This is a genomic window from Streptomyces sp. NPDC031554 (genome assembly GCF_055580685.1).
Window position 1 is genome coordinate 302,563 of sequence record NZ_JBVIKX010000004.1, and the last position, 14,161, is coordinate 316,723.

The 14,161-nt window shown below is 69.8% G+C and carries 15 protein-coding genes, 1 tRNA gene and 2 pseudogenes; 14 read left to right on the forward strand and 4 right to left on the reverse strand.

What is annotated here, in order from left to right; translation table 11 throughout:
* Window positions 1–187 precede the first annotated feature (187 nt).
* The 3 genes from ACZ5FU_RS13275 to ACZ5FU_RS13285 are packed head-to-tail and all read right to left on the reverse strand — an operon-like array spanning window position 188 to window position 2,716.
* Window positions 188–988, reverse strand: a complete 801-nt coding sequence (locus ACZ5FU_RS13275; protein ID WP_468646116.1) for a WbqC family protein — start codon at window positions 986–988, stop codon at window positions 188–190.
* Window positions 930–1,598: a YdcF family protein gene (locus tag ACZ5FU_RS13280; RefSeq protein ID WP_468646118.1), complete on the reverse strand. Its 669-nt coding sequence runs from the start codon at window positions 1,596–1,598 to the stop codon at window positions 930–932. Before ACZ5FU_RS13280 ends, ACZ5FU_RS13275 begins: the two co-directional genes overlap by 59 nt.
* A gap of 14 nt (window positions 1,599–1,612) precedes the next feature.
* On the reverse strand, window positions 1,613–2,716 hold the full coding sequence (locus ACZ5FU_RS13285) for a helix-turn-helix domain-containing protein (RefSeq protein ID WP_468646120.1): 1,104 nt from the start codon (window positions 2,714–2,716) through the stop codon (window positions 1,613–1,615).
* A gap of 155 nt (window positions 2,717–2,871) precedes the next feature.
* On the opposite strand from ACZ5FU_RS13285, the gene ACZ5FU_RS13290 reads away from it, so the two are divergent.
* From ACZ5FU_RS13290 to ACZ5FU_RS13350, 13 genes and pseudogenes are all read left to right on the forward strand, one after another.
* Window positions 2,872–3,300, forward strand: a complete 429-nt coding sequence (locus ACZ5FU_RS13290; protein WP_468646122.1) for a hypothetical protein — start codon at window positions 2,872–2,874, stop codon at window positions 3,298–3,300.
* A gap of 8 nt (window positions 3,301–3,308) precedes the next feature.
* On the forward strand, window positions 3,309–3,710 hold the full coding sequence (locus tag ACZ5FU_RS13295; RefSeq protein ID WP_468646180.1) for an ATP-binding protein: 402 nt from the start codon (window positions 3,309–3,311) through the stop codon (window positions 3,708–3,710).
* Complete coding sequence (locus ACZ5FU_RS13300) at window positions 3,707–4,177, forward strand: hypothetical protein (RefSeq protein ID WP_468646124.1); 471 nt, start codon at window positions 3,707–3,709, stop codon at window positions 4,175–4,177. The genes ACZ5FU_RS13295 and ACZ5FU_RS13300 overlap by 4 nt, the downstream gene beginning before the upstream one ends.
* 52 nt (window positions 4,178–4,229) lie before the next feature.
* Window positions 4,230–5,351, forward strand: a complete 1,122-nt coding sequence (locus ACZ5FU_RS13305; RefSeq protein ID WP_468646126.1) for an NAD(P)-binding domain-containing protein — start codon at window positions 4,230–4,232, stop codon at window positions 5,349–5,351.
* 5 nt (window positions 5,352–5,356) lie between these two features.
* Window positions 5,357–5,899, forward strand: a complete 543-nt coding sequence (locus ACZ5FU_RS13310) for an NUDIX hydrolase (RefSeq protein ID WP_468646128.1) — start codon at window positions 5,357–5,359, stop codon at window positions 5,897–5,899.
* Window positions 5,900–6,125: 226 nt separating this feature from the next.
* Window positions 6,126–6,563, forward strand: a pseudogene (locus ACZ5FU_RS13315) (tetratricopeptide repeat protein); the annotation flags it as partial.
* 1 nt (window position 6,564) lies between these two features.
* Window positions 6,565–7,098 (forward strand): NUDIX domain-containing protein, encoded by a 534-nt coding sequence (locus ACZ5FU_RS13320; protein ID WP_468646130.1) that lies wholly within the window; start codon window positions 6,565–6,567, stop codon window positions 7,096–7,098.
* A gap of 116 nt (window positions 7,099–7,214) precedes the next feature.
* On the forward strand, window positions 7,215–8,258 hold the full coding sequence (locus ACZ5FU_RS13325) for a serine hydrolase domain-containing protein (protein WP_469045338.1): 1,044 nt from the start codon (window positions 7,215–7,217) through the stop codon (window positions 8,256–8,258).
* Between the two features lie 536 nt (window positions 8,259–8,794).
* The gene (locus ACZ5FU_RS13330; RefSeq protein WP_468646134.1) at window positions 8,795–9,769 is read left to right on the forward strand and encodes an STAS domain-containing protein; all 975 of its coding nucleotides are present in this window, start codon (window positions 8,795–8,797) and stop codon (window positions 9,767–9,769) included.
* A 158-nt stretch (window positions 9,770–9,927) separates the two neighbouring features.
* Window positions 9,928–10,440 carry a DUF5994 family protein gene (locus ACZ5FU_RS13335; protein ID WP_468646136.1) on the forward strand — a complete coding sequence of 171 codons (513 nt, stop codon included), beginning with the start codon at window positions 9,928–9,930 and terminating at the stop codon, window positions 10,438–10,440.
* 129 nt (window positions 10,441–10,569) lie between these two features.
* Window positions 10,570–11,763, forward strand: a complete 1,194-nt coding sequence (locus ACZ5FU_RS13340) for a PP2C family protein-serine/threonine phosphatase (RefSeq protein ID WP_468646182.1) — start codon at window positions 10,570–10,572, stop codon at window positions 11,761–11,763.
* A 94-nt stretch (window positions 11,764–11,857) separates the two neighbouring features.
* Window positions 11,858–12,563, forward strand: a pseudogene (locus ACZ5FU_RS13345) (DUF5994 family protein).
* A gap of 315 nt (window positions 12,564–12,878) precedes the next feature.
* Window positions 12,879–13,226 (forward strand): STAS domain-containing protein, encoded by a 348-nt coding sequence (locus ACZ5FU_RS13350; RefSeq protein WP_468646138.1) that lies wholly within the window; start codon window positions 12,879–12,881, stop codon window positions 13,224–13,226.
* A gap of 93 nt (window positions 13,227–13,319) precedes the next feature.
* On the opposite strand, the gene ACZ5FU_RS13355 is transcribed toward ACZ5FU_RS13350, so the two are convergent.
* The gene (locus ACZ5FU_RS13355; protein WP_468646140.1) at window positions 13,320–13,802 is read right to left on the reverse strand and encodes a DUF5994 family protein; all 483 of its coding nucleotides are present in this window, start codon (window positions 13,800–13,802) and stop codon (window positions 13,320–13,322) included.
* Between the two features lie 202 nt (window positions 13,803–14,004).
* Here ACZ5FU_RS13355 and ACZ5FU_RS13360 point away from each other — a divergent pair.
* Window positions 14,005–14,093 (forward strand) — tRNA-OTHER (locus tag ACZ5FU_RS13360).
* The last annotated feature ends 68 nt before the right edge of the window (window positions 14,094–14,161 follow it).

Below are 14,161 nucleotides of genomic sequence, written 5' to 3' on the forward strand. Positions count from 1 at the left end.
AGATCGAACAGCTGCGGGAGCAGGCTGCCGCCGCCGGCAACGTGCGGCGTTTGCCCGCCGCCCGCCCCGGCCCAGCTCCCTTCGGATCATGCAGCTGAGCACAGATACCGGTACGTGGTTCACCAGGAGGTCGTACGCGACTGGGGATATTCAGTGGTACCTCCCTCTCCAAGGAGGGGGCGGCGGGTCAGGCAGCGGCCCGTAGTCGGGTCTCGTGGACGGTGAGGGCCTGGAAGCCGGCGGCTATGTCCTGCGGGCCGAGTGTCGCCAATGCCCATAGGGCACTGAGCCGCCGCCCGGAGGACCAGATGCCGGTAGTCGGCGGCCGGAACGGCGCCACGGAGATGTTCTCGGCCGCGAACGGGGCGGGGTCGAGATAGGTCAGTCCGCCGGTCCCGCACAGATAGGTGCGGGCGCCGGCCGCCGCGGCCAGGTCGGCGAGCCGGACGGATCGGCCCGGTCGGGCGGGCAGGCTGCTACTGCTGCTGGTGAGGATCCGGCCCTGCCAACCGAGGAGGTTCAGCAGGACGCGGGTGGACATCTCGGCGACCGTCGCGGTCCGTCCGGTGGTGAAGGTGTCCAGCACCGGGTCCAGGGCCTGGGCGAGGGCGGGCCAGTGGGGGCTGGCCGCATAGTGCTGCCGCAGCATCCCCGCGGTCCTGCGGCGGGCCAGGTTCGGGTCGTCGATCAGCGCGTCCCGGATGAGGGTGGGCCGCCCGTTCGGTAGGTGGGTGGGGATGGTGAGCCACTGGTGGCGGGCCGGGTCGTCGAGGGCGGCGAGGCGGGCTCGGTGCTGGTAGTCGCGGCGGGTGAACTGGACGTCGTCGAGGACGATCCAGTAGTCCGCCGCGAACAGCTTGGCCAGCGTGGTCAGCCGGGGCAGGAAGTTCGGCTGGTGGATCGCGCACAGCCCGCCGGAGGCAGGGAGGTCACGGGTTGATGAGGCGGCTGGTGAAACCGTCGCGGATGAGGGATTCGTATGCGGCATGCACGTCCTCCGGGACCTCCTGCTCGATGGCGAATCCGAGCTTCGGATACTCGATGACCCGCTGGAGGTCGCCGACGAGCATGTCCAGGACGAGCTTCTCGTCACCGATGGACTTCAGATAGTCGTCGAACTCCAGCGGCTCCGACGCGCAGAGGATCTCGACGTCGGGCCACAGCTTGCGGGCGGTCGCGAACGACCGCCTTTCCATATAGGGCTTGGAGACCAGCAGAACCGTCTTGGGGTGGATGCCGGCGGCGGCGAGGACCTCACGGGAGAGGGTGATGTTCTGCCCGGTGTTCGTCGCGTTCGGCTCCAGCAGGATCGCCTCGGCGGGGACGCCGAGTTCGATGGCGTGCTCGCGGAAGTGGACCGCCTCGCCGCGCGGGAAGACCTTGGCGGTGGTGGGGCTGTTGCCGCCGGTGAACACCAGGGTCGGGAAGAGCCCGGAGCGATACAGCTTGGCGGCATGGGCGGCGACGCCGAGGTCGTGGCTGCCCAGTCCGATCGCCACGTCGGCGGGCCGCAGCTCGTGCTGCATCTGGTGGTATTCCCAGATCAGCATGGCCTGGCGCCACTGGTCCTCGGTGATGCCCTGCTGGTCGTTGCTCACGCGTTTCTCCCTGGTCACCGTTGCCGGGGGCCGGTCGGCCCCTCGCTCATGGCCTTGATGCCCTCGATACTGTGCAGTTGGTGCACGAGTCCGTACTGCGCAGCCACCTTGGCGGCCTGGTCGAGGACGAGGTCTCCATCATCCCGGGTCGCCGCATCGGAGAGCAGGATGTGGCCATGAGCGGTGTCCAGTCGCACGCGTTGCATCGGTGAGTCGGTCGTCCCGCTGCTTCGGGCGATGTCGATGAAGTGCAGGGCCTGGGTGAGGTCCCCGGCGCCGCGGCGGGCGAGGGCGAGTTTCTGGTGGGCCACCGACCAGTCATCGGGTTCGGTGAGGTCTTCGAAGTCGCGGGTCGCCGCGGTCATGACGCGGGTCGCATAGTCATGCTGGCCGTCCTTGCTCAGCGCGGTCCCCACCCACAGCCTCGCGCGGGCCCGGTCGCGGTGGGAGAGACGGTCGTCGACCGCGAGAGTCTCGTAGTTGCGGGCGGCGATCTCCAGCTTCCCGGACATCTCTGTGACCACCGCGAGGGAAAGGTCGAGCTGGGCGACGCGGCGCGGGATGTCGAGCTGGGTGAAGACCGCGCGGGCACCGGCATAGGAGTGCTGGGCGGACAGCGGGCCGAGGACGACGCCCTGGTCGCGCTTGAGGTCGCCGAACAGGGCGGTTGAGCGGGCGAAGAGATACAGGCCCTTCTCGTCCAGCTCGGGGGCCTTGAACCGGCCCAGCCATCGGGTCAGGAGGCTGTCGGCGAAGGCGAAGTTCTGCCGGGACAAGGCGACCACGACGCGATCGAGATCATCGGCCCAGGACTCGTACTCCCAGGCCCGGGGACCAGAGGCGGTGACGCGGCGTCGGCCGGCGTTCTGCACCGGGCTGGTCATCTCGGACAAGAGCGTTTCGAACCGCAGGTGGACTGCGGGGTCCGCGCGGCCGAGAGCGGTGTCGAGGATGGCCTGCGTGTCGGGTCTCGGCTCGGTGCCGGCGAGCTTGCTCTCCCACTTGGACACGGTCGCGACCGCCAGGCCGAGCTGCTGGGCGAAGGCCCGCACGCTCAGTCGCAGGGCGAGCCGCAGGGCCTTGGCCTCCAGGCCGGTCCAGTGGTGCACGGTCGCCACGCGTCACTCCCTTCCACCGGTCATCGAAGCAGATCCGTGCAGTCGGCGGGACGGAAGTGGAACGGAAGTAGAACGGCCGGTGATTGGCGAGGAGGTTGGGATGCGGCCACGCTCGGAGCGTCACCGGTTGTCGAGCCTTTTGGACGGTCCTGAGCATGGAACCCCTCACGGAGCATCGCCCGGTCAACGGCCCGGTCGTTTACGGCTTCCTGCGGCTGGTGCGGGTCTCCAAAGCGCGGCAGGAGGCACTGGTCGCCTCGCTCGCCGAGTACTGCCGCAGCCACGAGTTGCAGCTGTCCGGCGTCTTCACCGACCGCGACACCTCCGCGGGCCTGGCTTCGGCGGCGTTCACCGGGCTGCTGGACGTGCTCGCGCTGCCAGACGTCTATGGCGTCGTCGCCCCGGCCATGTCGCACCTGGGGCCGAAGGCCATAGCCGCTGAACGTGGGCGGCGGATCGAAGCGGCTGGCTCGCGGCTGCTGCTGGTCCGCAAGCCACGCACGGCCTACCACTCCGTCTCCCGCAGTGGTCCTGTCCGCCGCCGCCATTCCGGCACCACCCGCGTCCTGGACGCCGAGTCATGAGGACCATGATGACCAAGACGACCCAGCGGTTCTTCGACGCGCGGCCCGAGTCGGTCGGCCAGGCACGGTCCTTCACCTCCGAGGCCCTGGCCAACTGGGGCCTGCCGGACCGCGCCGAAGACATCCGGCTCTGCGTCTCCGAGCTCGCCACCAACGCCCTGGTTCACGGCACCGCCCCCGGTCGCGGCTTCCTGGTCAAGCTCGACGCCGACGAGGAAGTCGTACGCCTGGAAGTGCACGACAGCCGCCGCCAGCACCCCGAAGCCCGGCAGGCTGCCAGCACGGACACCTCCGGGCGCGGGCTGATCCTGGTGGACGCGTTCGCCGACGGCTGGGGAGTCGAGGACCGCACCCCGTTCGGGAAGATCGTCTGGTCCTGCTTCAAGACCGCGGGAGGCACGACACTATGAGCGTCCTGCTTACTCCGCCCGGCCCTGAGCTGCGGTTGCTGGTGTCCCTCGCCGCCTGGACCTGGCCTGGCACCCGCCCGGACGGCCGCAAGATCGCGCACATCCTGATCACCCATACCCCGGCCCTGACCGGCTCGGGCATCGCCGAAACGGCCGAGGCCCGGATGCGGCGGCTGTCCGCCGGCCTCGGTGGCCTGGCCAGCGCCCGGGAAGTCGTCCCCGAGCTGGAGCGCTGTCTGCAGATCGTCGGCGACCAGGTACTGGTGCGCTTCCCCGGCGTCGGCCGGCGGCTGCGGCTGCCCACCCGCCGGTCCTGGACCGAACTGGTCGCCCGCAGCGGCGAGGCAATCCTCCTGCTCGGGCTGGACCCACTGCCGCAGTCCGCTGCCGCCACCCAGGTCGACGCCTACCTGGATGCCGAGCTCGCAGCCGGTCGGCTGCTTTTCGGACGCGCCCGCACCCGTTGAAGCCAGAGCTCCTCGCACGGCCCCCGGACGGAACGGATGAGAGGGAACTGCCATGGAGACCTTCGAACGCGCCCGGCTGGACGCCTACTTCGCCCGAATCGCCACCCAGTTCGCCTCGGGTGAGCAGACGGCGTCGTTTCTGATCACGCACCTGCTGGCCGAGCGTCCCGCGTTCGTCCGCGCGGTCGCCGCGATGACCCGGCTCATCGCAGTGCTGCCCAAGCCGAAGTCCGTCCACCCGGCCGCGAAGCGCGAGGTCGAGCAGACACACATGGTCGACGCCCTCACCCGTGAGATGTTCGCCCAGGCCGGCGGCGCGCTGGACTACATCGAGTCCCGGGCCGCTGGCGAGACGGTCTGCCTGCTGGACGTCGGCGGCTACTTCGCCTCGAGCCTCGCCGAGGTGCACAGCCGCTTCACCGGGCAGCTTGTCGGGGTGATCGAGGACACCGAGAACGGGCACCGCCGCTACGAGGACCTCGACAAACTGCCCTGCCCCGTTGTCTCCGTCGCCCGGTCACCGCTGAAGGATCCCGAGGACTTCCTCGTCGGCCAGTCCGTGGTCTTCTCCACCGAGGCCGTCATGCGCGGACGCGGCGACATCCTCCACGGCCGCCCGGCCCTGGTGATCGGCTTCGGCAAGCTCGGCAGCTCGATCGCACGGCTCCTGCACGCCAAGGGCGTCCAGGTCACCGTCTTCGACATCAATCCCGTCCGCCGCACCCAGGCCCTCTCCCAGGGCTTCACCGTCGCCCGCGACCGCGAAACGGCCCTGACCGGCGCCGGCCTGGTGCTCTGCGCGACCGGCGCGATCTCCCTGCGCGGCGAAGACTTCTCCCACCTGCGCAACGGCGCCTACATCGCCACCGTCACCAGCAGCGAGGACGAACTCGACCTCGCCGGACTCCCCGACGTCTACACCCGCACCCAGGTCGGCGACCACGTCACCCGCTACCAGACCACCGGCCACTACTTCTATATGGCGAACGGCGGCAACGCCGTCAACTTCATCCACGGCGCCAGCGTTGGGCCGTTCATCTTCCTGGTCCAGGCCGAGATCCTCGCAGCGATCAGGATGCTCACCCGCGGCGACCTCGCCCCCGGCATCCATGAGGTCCCCACCCCCGACCGCGAAGCCATCGCGGCGACCTGGCTCTCCTACTTCAACAGGTGATCACCATGACCATCACGGCAGACCACATCCGCACCACCATCACCGCCTACCTCGGCCAACACCCCGAGGACAAGCGCGAGCTCGCCGTCGTCCTCGGCCTGATCGACGACGGCGACGACCTCACCAGCCGCAAGACCCTGCCCGGTCACGTCACTGCTGGCGCGATCCTCGTCGGCCCCGACGACCGTGTCCTGCACATTCTTCACAACGCAACCCAGAGGTGGCTTTTGCCCGGCGGTCATCTGGAGCCCTCGGACAACACGCTCCTGCAGGCAGCTGGCCGCGAACTCGCCGAGGAGACCAGCATCCCGCCCCACGTCGTCACCCCGCACGGTGAGATCCCGCTCCACATCGACATCCACCCCATCGACGCCAACCCCGCCAAGGACGAGCCCGCCCACCAGCACTTCGACTTCCGGTTCCTCTTCCGCACCACCGCTGACATCGGCGAACTGCAGACCGAAGAAGTCTCCGACGCTGCCTGGCAAACGGTTGGCGCCCTCCACGACGAGAGGTTGAGGCAACGCGTTGCTCAAGCACTGAGCTGACCCCAAGACCGGCCGCCCCTGCGCCTGCGACCCCAACGCGCGCGGGGCGGCCTCCTCAGCCCGCTCAGCAACGAGCCATCAGGAGTGACCTTCGTCACCTGATACGGTGATTTCTGCCGTGCAAGGCGACACGATGGACCGTCTCAACGAGACGCGGGCCGGAGCAACCGCCGCCTCCTAAAGCGACACGACCTGCATGGGACATGGGGCCGCAGTCCACGAAAAACCCGCAGCGGCCCGCGCCCTGCTCGCCGCCGAAGACGCTCTGCTCAGCGACGACGGCCCCCAGGCCAGCTTCTCCCTCGTCAGCGGCCCCGCCGCCGGCACCGTCGCCAGCCACACGGCCCGCACACTCACCGACCTCGCCGATCACGTCGGAACCGAGCAACAGCACCGCGACGCGCTCGTCCGCTGGGATCCTGAGAAGTACAAGCGCGTCCACGCCCTGACCTACGCCGACCTCGACGACAGCCTCGCCGCCCAGGCCCGCGCGGACGAGGCGGTCGGTGCCTGGGGCGAAGCCCTCACCCTGATGGACGGAATGACCTCCGACCGCACCAGGAAGGCCATCACCTCCATTCGCTCGACGCTGGCGGTCTGCCAGCGGCGCAAAGTACCCGGCGCCGCCGAACTCGCCCGTCGCGCCCGAGAGGCGCTCGCCTAACATGCCCACCAACCCGGCCGACGAAGGGACCCCCGTGTCTCAGCCGACAACCGATGACCAGCCCCAAGCGCTCAAGCCCGCCCTGGAATCCATGACCCTGCTGGTCGCCGCCGTCATCGTCCACGACAAGGCCACCAACCGCGTGGTCCTCCTCCAGCGCGGCGACCAGGCCAAATTCGCCAAGGGCATGTGGGACCTCCCGGTCGGCAAGAGCGAGCCCGGCGAGCCGATCACCGAGACGGCCGTCCGCGAGCTGTACGAGGAGACCGGTCTGACCGTCAGGCCAGAAGCGCTCAAGGTCGCCCACATCATCCACGGCGCCTGGGGCGTGGAAGCCCCCAACGGCTTCCTCACCGTCGTCTTCGTCGCCCACGAATGGTCCGGCGAGCCCGAAAACCGCGAACCGCACAAGCACGCCCAAGTCCGCTGGGTCGACGCCAACGCCATCCCCGACGAATTCGTCGAGACCACCGCCAGTGCCCTCCACCGCTACCTCAGCGGCGGGCCCCAGGTGTCGCTGGACGGCTGGAACTAACTGAGCGCCTCTTCGGGGGAAGAAGTCTCGCCCCACGGTGGGATGAGTGACCGCGTTCAGCGTTCCCAAGTTTCCTCGGTGACCCGCGGCAGGACACGTCGGCGAAAAGGGAGACCATGACGTACAACCGCGACCGCATCGAAGCCCTGCTCGACGAGGGAGTCCGCGACAAGGTGTACCCGGGCGCCGTGTGGGCCGTCGGCGACGCCACCGGCATCCTCGCTCAGGGCGCCACCGGCGTCCTCGACCCCGACGAGCCGGACGTGCCGATGCGCACCGACACTGTCTTCGACGCGGCCAGCCTCACCAAGATCCTGGCCGTCTGGTCCTCCATCGGCGCCCTGTGGGAGGACGGCACCCTCGACCTCGACCAGCCGCTCGGCAGCTTGTGGCAGGAGGTCGCCGGGCACCCACTCGGAGCCGTCACCGCCAGGCAGCTGCTGACGCACACCGCCGGCGTCCCACTGCGAGCCCAGCTGAAGAACCTCTACGGCAGCAACCCGGACGACATCCGCCGCGGCGTGCTGCACGAGCTTCTCCACCGCTCGCCCGGCGAAGCCGTCGAGTACACCGACCGGGCCGCCCTCATCCTCGGCTACCTCGCCGAATACCTCTCCGGCCACCCGTTGGACCAACTGGCCACCGCCCGCACCTGGCGCCCCCTGGGCATGACCTCCACCCGCTTCGGCCCCCTGCCCGCCGAAATCGCCGGCCGCTGCGCACCGACCGAACTCGACCAGGACACCGACACCCACCTGAAGGGAACGGCCCACGACTTCTCCGCACGCCTCCTGGGCGGTGCCTGCGGTATCGCAGGCGTCTTCACCGTCCTGGACGACCTCGCCGCCTTCCTCCGCTACATGCTTGACGGCTCCACGTCCCGCACCAGCGCAGGCTTCACGACCGCATGGACCGCATGCTCCCTGACCATTCAGACCGGCGGGCTCCAGCCGGCCCGTGGACTGTTCTGGCACCCCGCCCCTGGTACGTCCCTGGAAGAGAACGTGTGGGTCCACTACGGCTTCACCGGCACAGGCATGTGGATCTCCCCCACCGACGGCCGGTGGGCGGTGCTTTTGACCAACAAGCTCTACTACTCCCGCGACCGCGAACCGCTGAACGGCGTCCGCAACGCCTTCCGAAAGCTGGCTTTCGCTTAGGGACCAAATCCTTCTGGCGTGGGACGTTTCGCCCGGATGGGTGCGGAGACCTGGTGAGCGGAGGTCGCGTCGCGTGCGGGTTCGGAAGTGAGCTGGCATTCAATTCGTCCACCCGCTCTGCCGTCCGGCTTCGATCGCGGACGGCAGCGCTGTGCTGTATTCAGGGCACTGCGCGGCGGCCAGTGCTGGTCCCAGAGCCGGCGCGCATCCTGTGGCACCTGCCGCGACAGGGCAGGGGCGGGGTGGCGCCCCTGCCCTTACCCCGCCGGCCCTCGGCTGTGAGGTGCGCGTCCTTCGACGCAGCCGCTTCCGGTTGCGGCCGACGTACGGTTGAAGTACCGAGGGCATCACGCACTCCGGCCCCCACGCCGGGTCGTCCTCGGCGAGAGACGAGTGAATCCGGGCCGCCCCCGTGGTCGGCGCGGAGACGGGTCGGCACCATGTCCGCCGCGGTCGAAACAACTCAGCGAGCTCATCACGGCAGGAGCCGCGCGGAGCGCCCGCGCAGGTTCGCAACCCCGCCGAGGAGAGACGTGATGGCCCTTTCCCGGCTGGACATCCATCGGCGGAACCGAGGAGAGCGAACGCTCGTCACGCTTGCCGGCGACATCGGGCCGGCCACCACGCCGCTGCTACGGGCCGCAGTGGAGCAGTGTCTGCTGGACGGCGTCACCGAGATCGACCTCGACCTGACCACGGTCGGCTCCTGCGACGCCAGGGGCTTGGACGTCCTCCTGTCGGCAGCACGGCGCGCCGGCCGGGTCCACGCTCGCCTGCGGCTGCACCATCCGTGCGCTCAGATCGCCCGGCTCCTCGATGCCACCGGATCGACTTCGCTGCTCCTTACGGCCCCCGTGAGTCCCGTGCCGCCCACCGCATCCGGCGACCTCATGAGTACCGCGACGCGGGCGGCCGAGGACGCCGCTCCTCGGCCGGACCAGCCGGTCCTCAGGGACGGTATCCGCCTTCGCCGGCTGCCCCGCCGGCAGGCAGAAGACATGCGCGAGGACATCGCCGACCTGGCTGCGGAGTCCGTCGCGGGCACCGTCGGACAGGCATACCAAGACCGCGGAGACTTCCTGCACCGCTTGGCGGTCACCGCCCACCGCCCCGGCTTCGCCCTGCTGGTCGCCGAGACGACGGTGCTGGTCGGTTGCGCCTTCGGTTTTCCGGTGGGCTCTGACGGCTCCGACGGCCGGCAGGGGGGCGGAACGCTCCAGGAGATCGTCCAGCGGCTCACTTCCCGGGCACGGTTCGTCGTCCTCACCCAGATCGTGGCCCATCCGCACGCACAGCACCGCGACATCGCCCGTCGGCTGCAGCAGCGTCTGCTCACAGATCTGCACTGCTCCCTCGGGGTCACCCTGCTGCATCCTGCCGACCAGACAGGACAAGCCGCCTTCTCGTCCTGGGGCTGGCAGAACATGGGTGAGGTCGTGGGGCTGCACGGCGCCGTCGCCCCCTGCGTGCTGACCTTGTCCGCCGAAGGACAGCCCTTGGCACGCCGGTGATGCGGCAGTGCGATGGCTTCGCGCCACACCGCCTGCCACAGCCGGGAGTAATCTGACACATACCGAGAACTTCCGGGCGCACAATGACGGCGGCGCCGTTCCCGGCGAGTGACACGACACGGGCAGCCGGAACGCACGGCCCGGAACGGGATCGCACGATGAACGCCATCACAAAGCCCGCCGAGGCTACGGCACCAGGTGACGGACACTCCTACCGCATGCCCTTGCCCCGGCTACGCCTCACGTCGGACGTCAGTCATGGCCCGCTCGACGGCGCATGGTGGCCGCGCTGCGACGCACTGGAACTGGAGCTGCCCGTACTGGTCGGCTCCTTGGATCCGGGCATCGGCACCATCACCCGCGTGACCGTGGGGACGGCCGCTTGGCCCGATGCCCCGCAGGAGGTGATGGCACCCGGCCACGTGATCGAGGTGGTGCTGACCGATTCCGCCGCCGAGGCGCATGCCATCACCGTGGACTGCGGCACCGTGGGGCGTTGGGAACTACTGGTGATCCCCCCGGACGAGCCGGCCCGAGTGGCCACCCGGCTGCTGACCGCTGCTGCCGACCCCGCGAACCCACTGTCGGCTCCGCGCCTGCTGGCACTCGCCGAGAGCGGCCTCGACGGACAGGACACATGGGAGTCGGAAGGAGGAGCCGGACCCAGGTGAGCAGTTTGGCCGGCTCCGCCCGACCGGCGGGCCGGGCATCCACGACCGCAAGATGGAGCCATGGCACCGACAGATCCGTTGTCATCCCGGCCCGCCCCCGCCCGAAGCGTGACCGCGGAAGGTGAGGGGATTACAGCAGGCCGGCGCCCGGACCGATCCGAAAGCTTCGGGGAAGCGCTCCTCGGAAAGATCCTCGACAGCGCACACGAACTCCCGCCCCATCTCATCGGGCCCCTGGTCGCCGACGTGGTGGACCGGCTCGGTGGCCGCCGTCCGCAGGTGCTGTTGCAGGACTACGGCCAGTTGGTGCTCGTACCGCTGCCCGGTGAGGGACTCACCGGCGGGGAACCCCAGCTGATCGACGACTCCGAGGCGGGCCGCTGCTTTCTCGACGCCGTCCCTGTCGAGGTGCCCCAGGAGGACGGCGTCCGGGTCCATCTGCCCCTGCTGGACGGCGGTGACCAGGTGGGGGTCATGGCGGTGACGCTGGAGAGCGTCGATGACGACGACCGCCGCCTGCTGCTCAGAATCTCCGGCCTGGTGGCCGACCTTCTGGTGACCAAGCACGGCTATTCCGACCTGTTCTTCGACGTCCGACGCGATGAGGGGATGAGCGTCGCCGCGGAGATCCAGTGGTCCCTGCTGCCACCGCTGGCCATGATCATGCCCCGGGTCGCCGTCGCCGGGATCCTGGAACCCGCCTACGACGTGGGCGGCGACAGCTTCGACTACGCGCTGAACGGCGACGTCCTCCACGTGGTCATGATCGACGCGATGGGGCACGGACTGGACGCGGCCACGATGGCCACCGTGGCCATCGGCGCCTACCGCCACGCCCGCCGCGCCGGCATCGGACTGTCGGAGATCTACGCGTTCATGGACCGCGCCGTGGCCGAGCAGTTCGGTCCCGAGCATTTCGTCACCGTGCAGATGCTGCAGCTGGACACGACGACGGGATGGGTGCAATGGGTCAACGCCGGACACCCGCCGCCGATCCTCGTCCGTGGCCACCGCGTCGCACAGCGTCTGGTCGCCCCGACGACCCTTCCCGTCGGCCTGGGTGGTTCGGAGCCTCGGGTGAGCGAGCTGAGGCTGGTGCCCGGGGACCGCGTCCTCTGCTTCACCGACGGAGTGGTCGAGGAACACAAGAGCGGCGGGGAGGAGTTCGGGGAGGACCAGCTGATCGACTGTGTGAACCATCTGCAGAGGACCGGCCGCGGGGTCCGGGCGGTGACGCGCTCCCTGTCCCACACGCTCAAACGGGCGCGGGGCGGACAGACCAGCGACGACGCGACGCTGCTCATGGTGGAGTGGCGCGGCTGACCTCTCGTCCGCGCCGTCCGTCACCGTTGCACGGCGGCAGGTACCTCACATCCGTGCGGCCACTACCCCTCGGCGCCGGTGAACGCGGAGTAGTGTGGGCAGTACCGAGGGCATCTCGCACACCGGCTTCCACGCCGGGTCGTCCCCGGCGAAGAACGACACCCGGGCCGTCGCACAGGTGGCCCCGGAGACGGGTCCGCACCATGTCGGCGACCTTTTACCCCACCCTGCCGCACCGTGAGCCCGTCGCAGCCCCGGCCGTGCGTCTCGCGCTGAAGACCGACGGCGCCTCCCGCGGGCTGCTGGACGGAGCCTGGTGGCCCCGTTCCCGAGACCTGCTCAGCGAACTGCCGGCGCTCACGGACGTGTTGGACCCCCTGTGGGGCCGCATCACCCGTATCGCCGTCAACCCGGAGCACTGGCCGGTCATCCCCCGCGAGATCCCCGTGAGCGGGCACATCGTCAAGGTCGGCTGGTTCACGTCGGAGATCGACCCGCACAAGCTGCTGCTGCTCTCCTACGGCACCGGCCGCTGGGATCTCCTCGTCGTTCCGCCTGAGACTGGGGCGCAGTCGGCGGCCCGTCTGATGGCAGCCGTATCCGACCACGACGGCCCGCTCCTGAACGCGAGCGCGCTCATCGCCGCGGAAGCGGCCCGGCACGCCGTTTCCCCCACCGTCCAGGCACTGGACCCGGACGAGGCATGGGAGTACGAGGGCGGCGCCCCGGCGGTGTCCGCGGCCGTCACCGGACAGACCGGTCCGCCAGGGCCGGCCAGCCGGCTGATCATCGGTATGTGAGGTGGCCGCCATGAACGCCTTCCTGACGGCCATCGCTTTCCTGGTCCTCGTCGCAGTGGCGGCGTACGTGATCCACCGGCTCGGGCTCCAGCACGCCGACAGGATCGCGGCGTACCGGTACAGCACCCCCCGGCCCGGTCGCCGTGGTCGTGGCGCGCCCCAGCCGCACCCCGCACCATGGGTCGGCATCCGGGCGTCCGACAGGTCACCCGGCCGCCCAGCCCCACCGCCCACCCGGCCCGCGGCGACGCGAGCCCGGGGCGTGGACGCAGGCTCTGGAGCACCCGAGGATCCGAGCATCTGAACCGAGGCGTCATGACTCTTCCGCGGCTGAACATCTACCGGCACGACCGGGGGGCGCGGGCCCTGGTCACCCTGGCCGGTGTGATAGACCCCGTCACCGCGCCCCGGGTGCGCGCCGCTCTTGAGCAGTGTCTGCGGGACGGCATCACCCTCATCGACGTCGATCTGACCACCGTCGACCGCTGTGACGACAGCGGCCTGCGCGTCTTCCTCGACGTGTCCGAGCATGCCGCCGAGGCCCAGGCGTTCCTCCTGCTGCACCACCCCTCCCCGCAGACCGAACGACTGCTCATGGACACGGGCTGCGATGGTCTGCTCTATCCGATGAGGCCGGGAGGGGCGCGCCCTCAGCGGGCTTGACGTCGGCAGAAGCGCCCCAGGGAACGGCCCGCCGGACGGAGGGCGCCGGTGCGCCGGTCGAGCCGTACGCCGGTCGCGCCCCGCGCCGCCCCGTCAGCCCACAGGACCACGCCCGCTCCCCGTGTCGATGAGGATCTGTTCCGCGTCGCTGACGTTGTCCGCCCGGACCGCCTGGGCCATCGCGGCACGGGCGGCATCCGGTGCCGTGTCGGGCGGGACGACCAGCAGCGAGAAGATGTCCCGGTCACCCCGGGTGATCAGGACCGTGTCGTCACCGACCGGGAAGGAGTCGATGTGCACCACGTGGTCGTCCACGACGATACGCGTCGGGAGACCCTCCCAGGCGGCGGCATCCAGCCCCACACGGGACACGGGGCCGAGGTGGGCGACGAGGGCACTCAACAGGGCGGGCAGCTCGGCGCCGATGTCGCGCGAGCGCGGCCACCACGCGCCGTCGAGGACGCCTTTGCGTGATGCGGTCGTCTCCAGCCGGAGAAGCGCAGATCCCGGTCGCACGGCCTCGTGGACGCCACTGGACAGACGCCGGGGAACAGGTGATGTATCCGAGCTGGTCATGATGACCACCCGTCTGTAGGGCCGGTGCGACGGCGGGACTCCGCCCCGCAGCTCCCACGCTACTCCTGGCGCCACACGCACCGACGTCCGCAGATCGCCCGCCCTCTCGCCCCGCCCCCGACGGAACGGATCCAGCACACACGAGGACGGGAAGCCCCGTGAACACTGGAGAACTAGGGAGTGGTGTTTTCCCAGGCCAGACGCACTCCGACCGACGTTTCTGCAGGTCACGGCCCCGCTCAAGGAAAACTCCTAAAGCGGGTGTCGCAGGTTCGAATCCTGCCGGGGGCACAAGGGAAAAGGCCCCGGACCGATCATGGTCCGGGGCCTTTGACATCTACTTCTGACATCAACGCGGG

Coding starts and splice junctions, on each gene's coding strand:
- ACZ5FU_RS13300 (WP_468646124.1), top strand. CDS start 3,707: ATGAGCGTCCTGCTTACTCCGCCCGGCCCTGAGCTGCGGTTGCTGGTG.
- ACZ5FU_RS13320 (WP_468646130.1), top strand. CDS start 6,565: ATGCCCACCAACCCGGCCGACGAAGGGACCCCCGTGTCTCAGCCGACA.
- ACZ5FU_RS13325 (WP_469045338.1), top strand. CDS start 7,215: ATGACGTACAACCGCGACCGCATCGAAGCCCTGCTCGACGAGGGAGTC.
- ACZ5FU_RS13295 (WP_468646180.1), top strand. CDS start 3,309: ATGACCAAGACGACCCAGCGGTTCTTCGACGCGCGGCCCGAGTCGGTC.
- ACZ5FU_RS13275 (WP_468646116.1), bottom strand. CDS start 988: ATGCCGCATACGAATCCCTCATCCGCGACGGTTTCACCAGCCGCCTCA.
- ACZ5FU_RS13290 (WP_468646122.1), top strand. CDS start 2,872: ATGGAACCCCTCACGGAGCATCGCCCGGTCAACGGCCCGGTCGTTTAC.
- ACZ5FU_RS13310 (WP_468646128.1), top strand. CDS start 5,357: ATGACCATCACGGCAGACCACATCCGCACCACCATCACCGCCTACCTC.
- ACZ5FU_RS13355 (WP_468646140.1), bottom strand. CDS start 13,802: ATGACCAGCTCGGATACATCACCTGTTCCCCGGCGTCTGTCCAGTGGC.
- ACZ5FU_RS13330 (WP_468646134.1), top strand. CDS start 8,795: ATGGCCCTTTCCCGGCTGGACATCCATCGGCGGAACCGAGGAGAGCGA.
- ACZ5FU_RS13305 (WP_468646126.1), top strand. CDS start 4,230: ATGGAGACCTTCGAACGCGCCCGGCTGGACGCCTACTTCGCCCGAATC.
- ACZ5FU_RS13335 (WP_468646136.1), top strand. CDS start 9,928: ATGAACGCCATCACAAAGCCCGCCGAGGCTACGGCACCAGGTGACGGA.
- ACZ5FU_RS13350 (WP_468646138.1), top strand. CDS start 12,879: ATGACTCTTCCGCGGCTGAACATCTACCGGCACGACCGGGGGGCGCGG.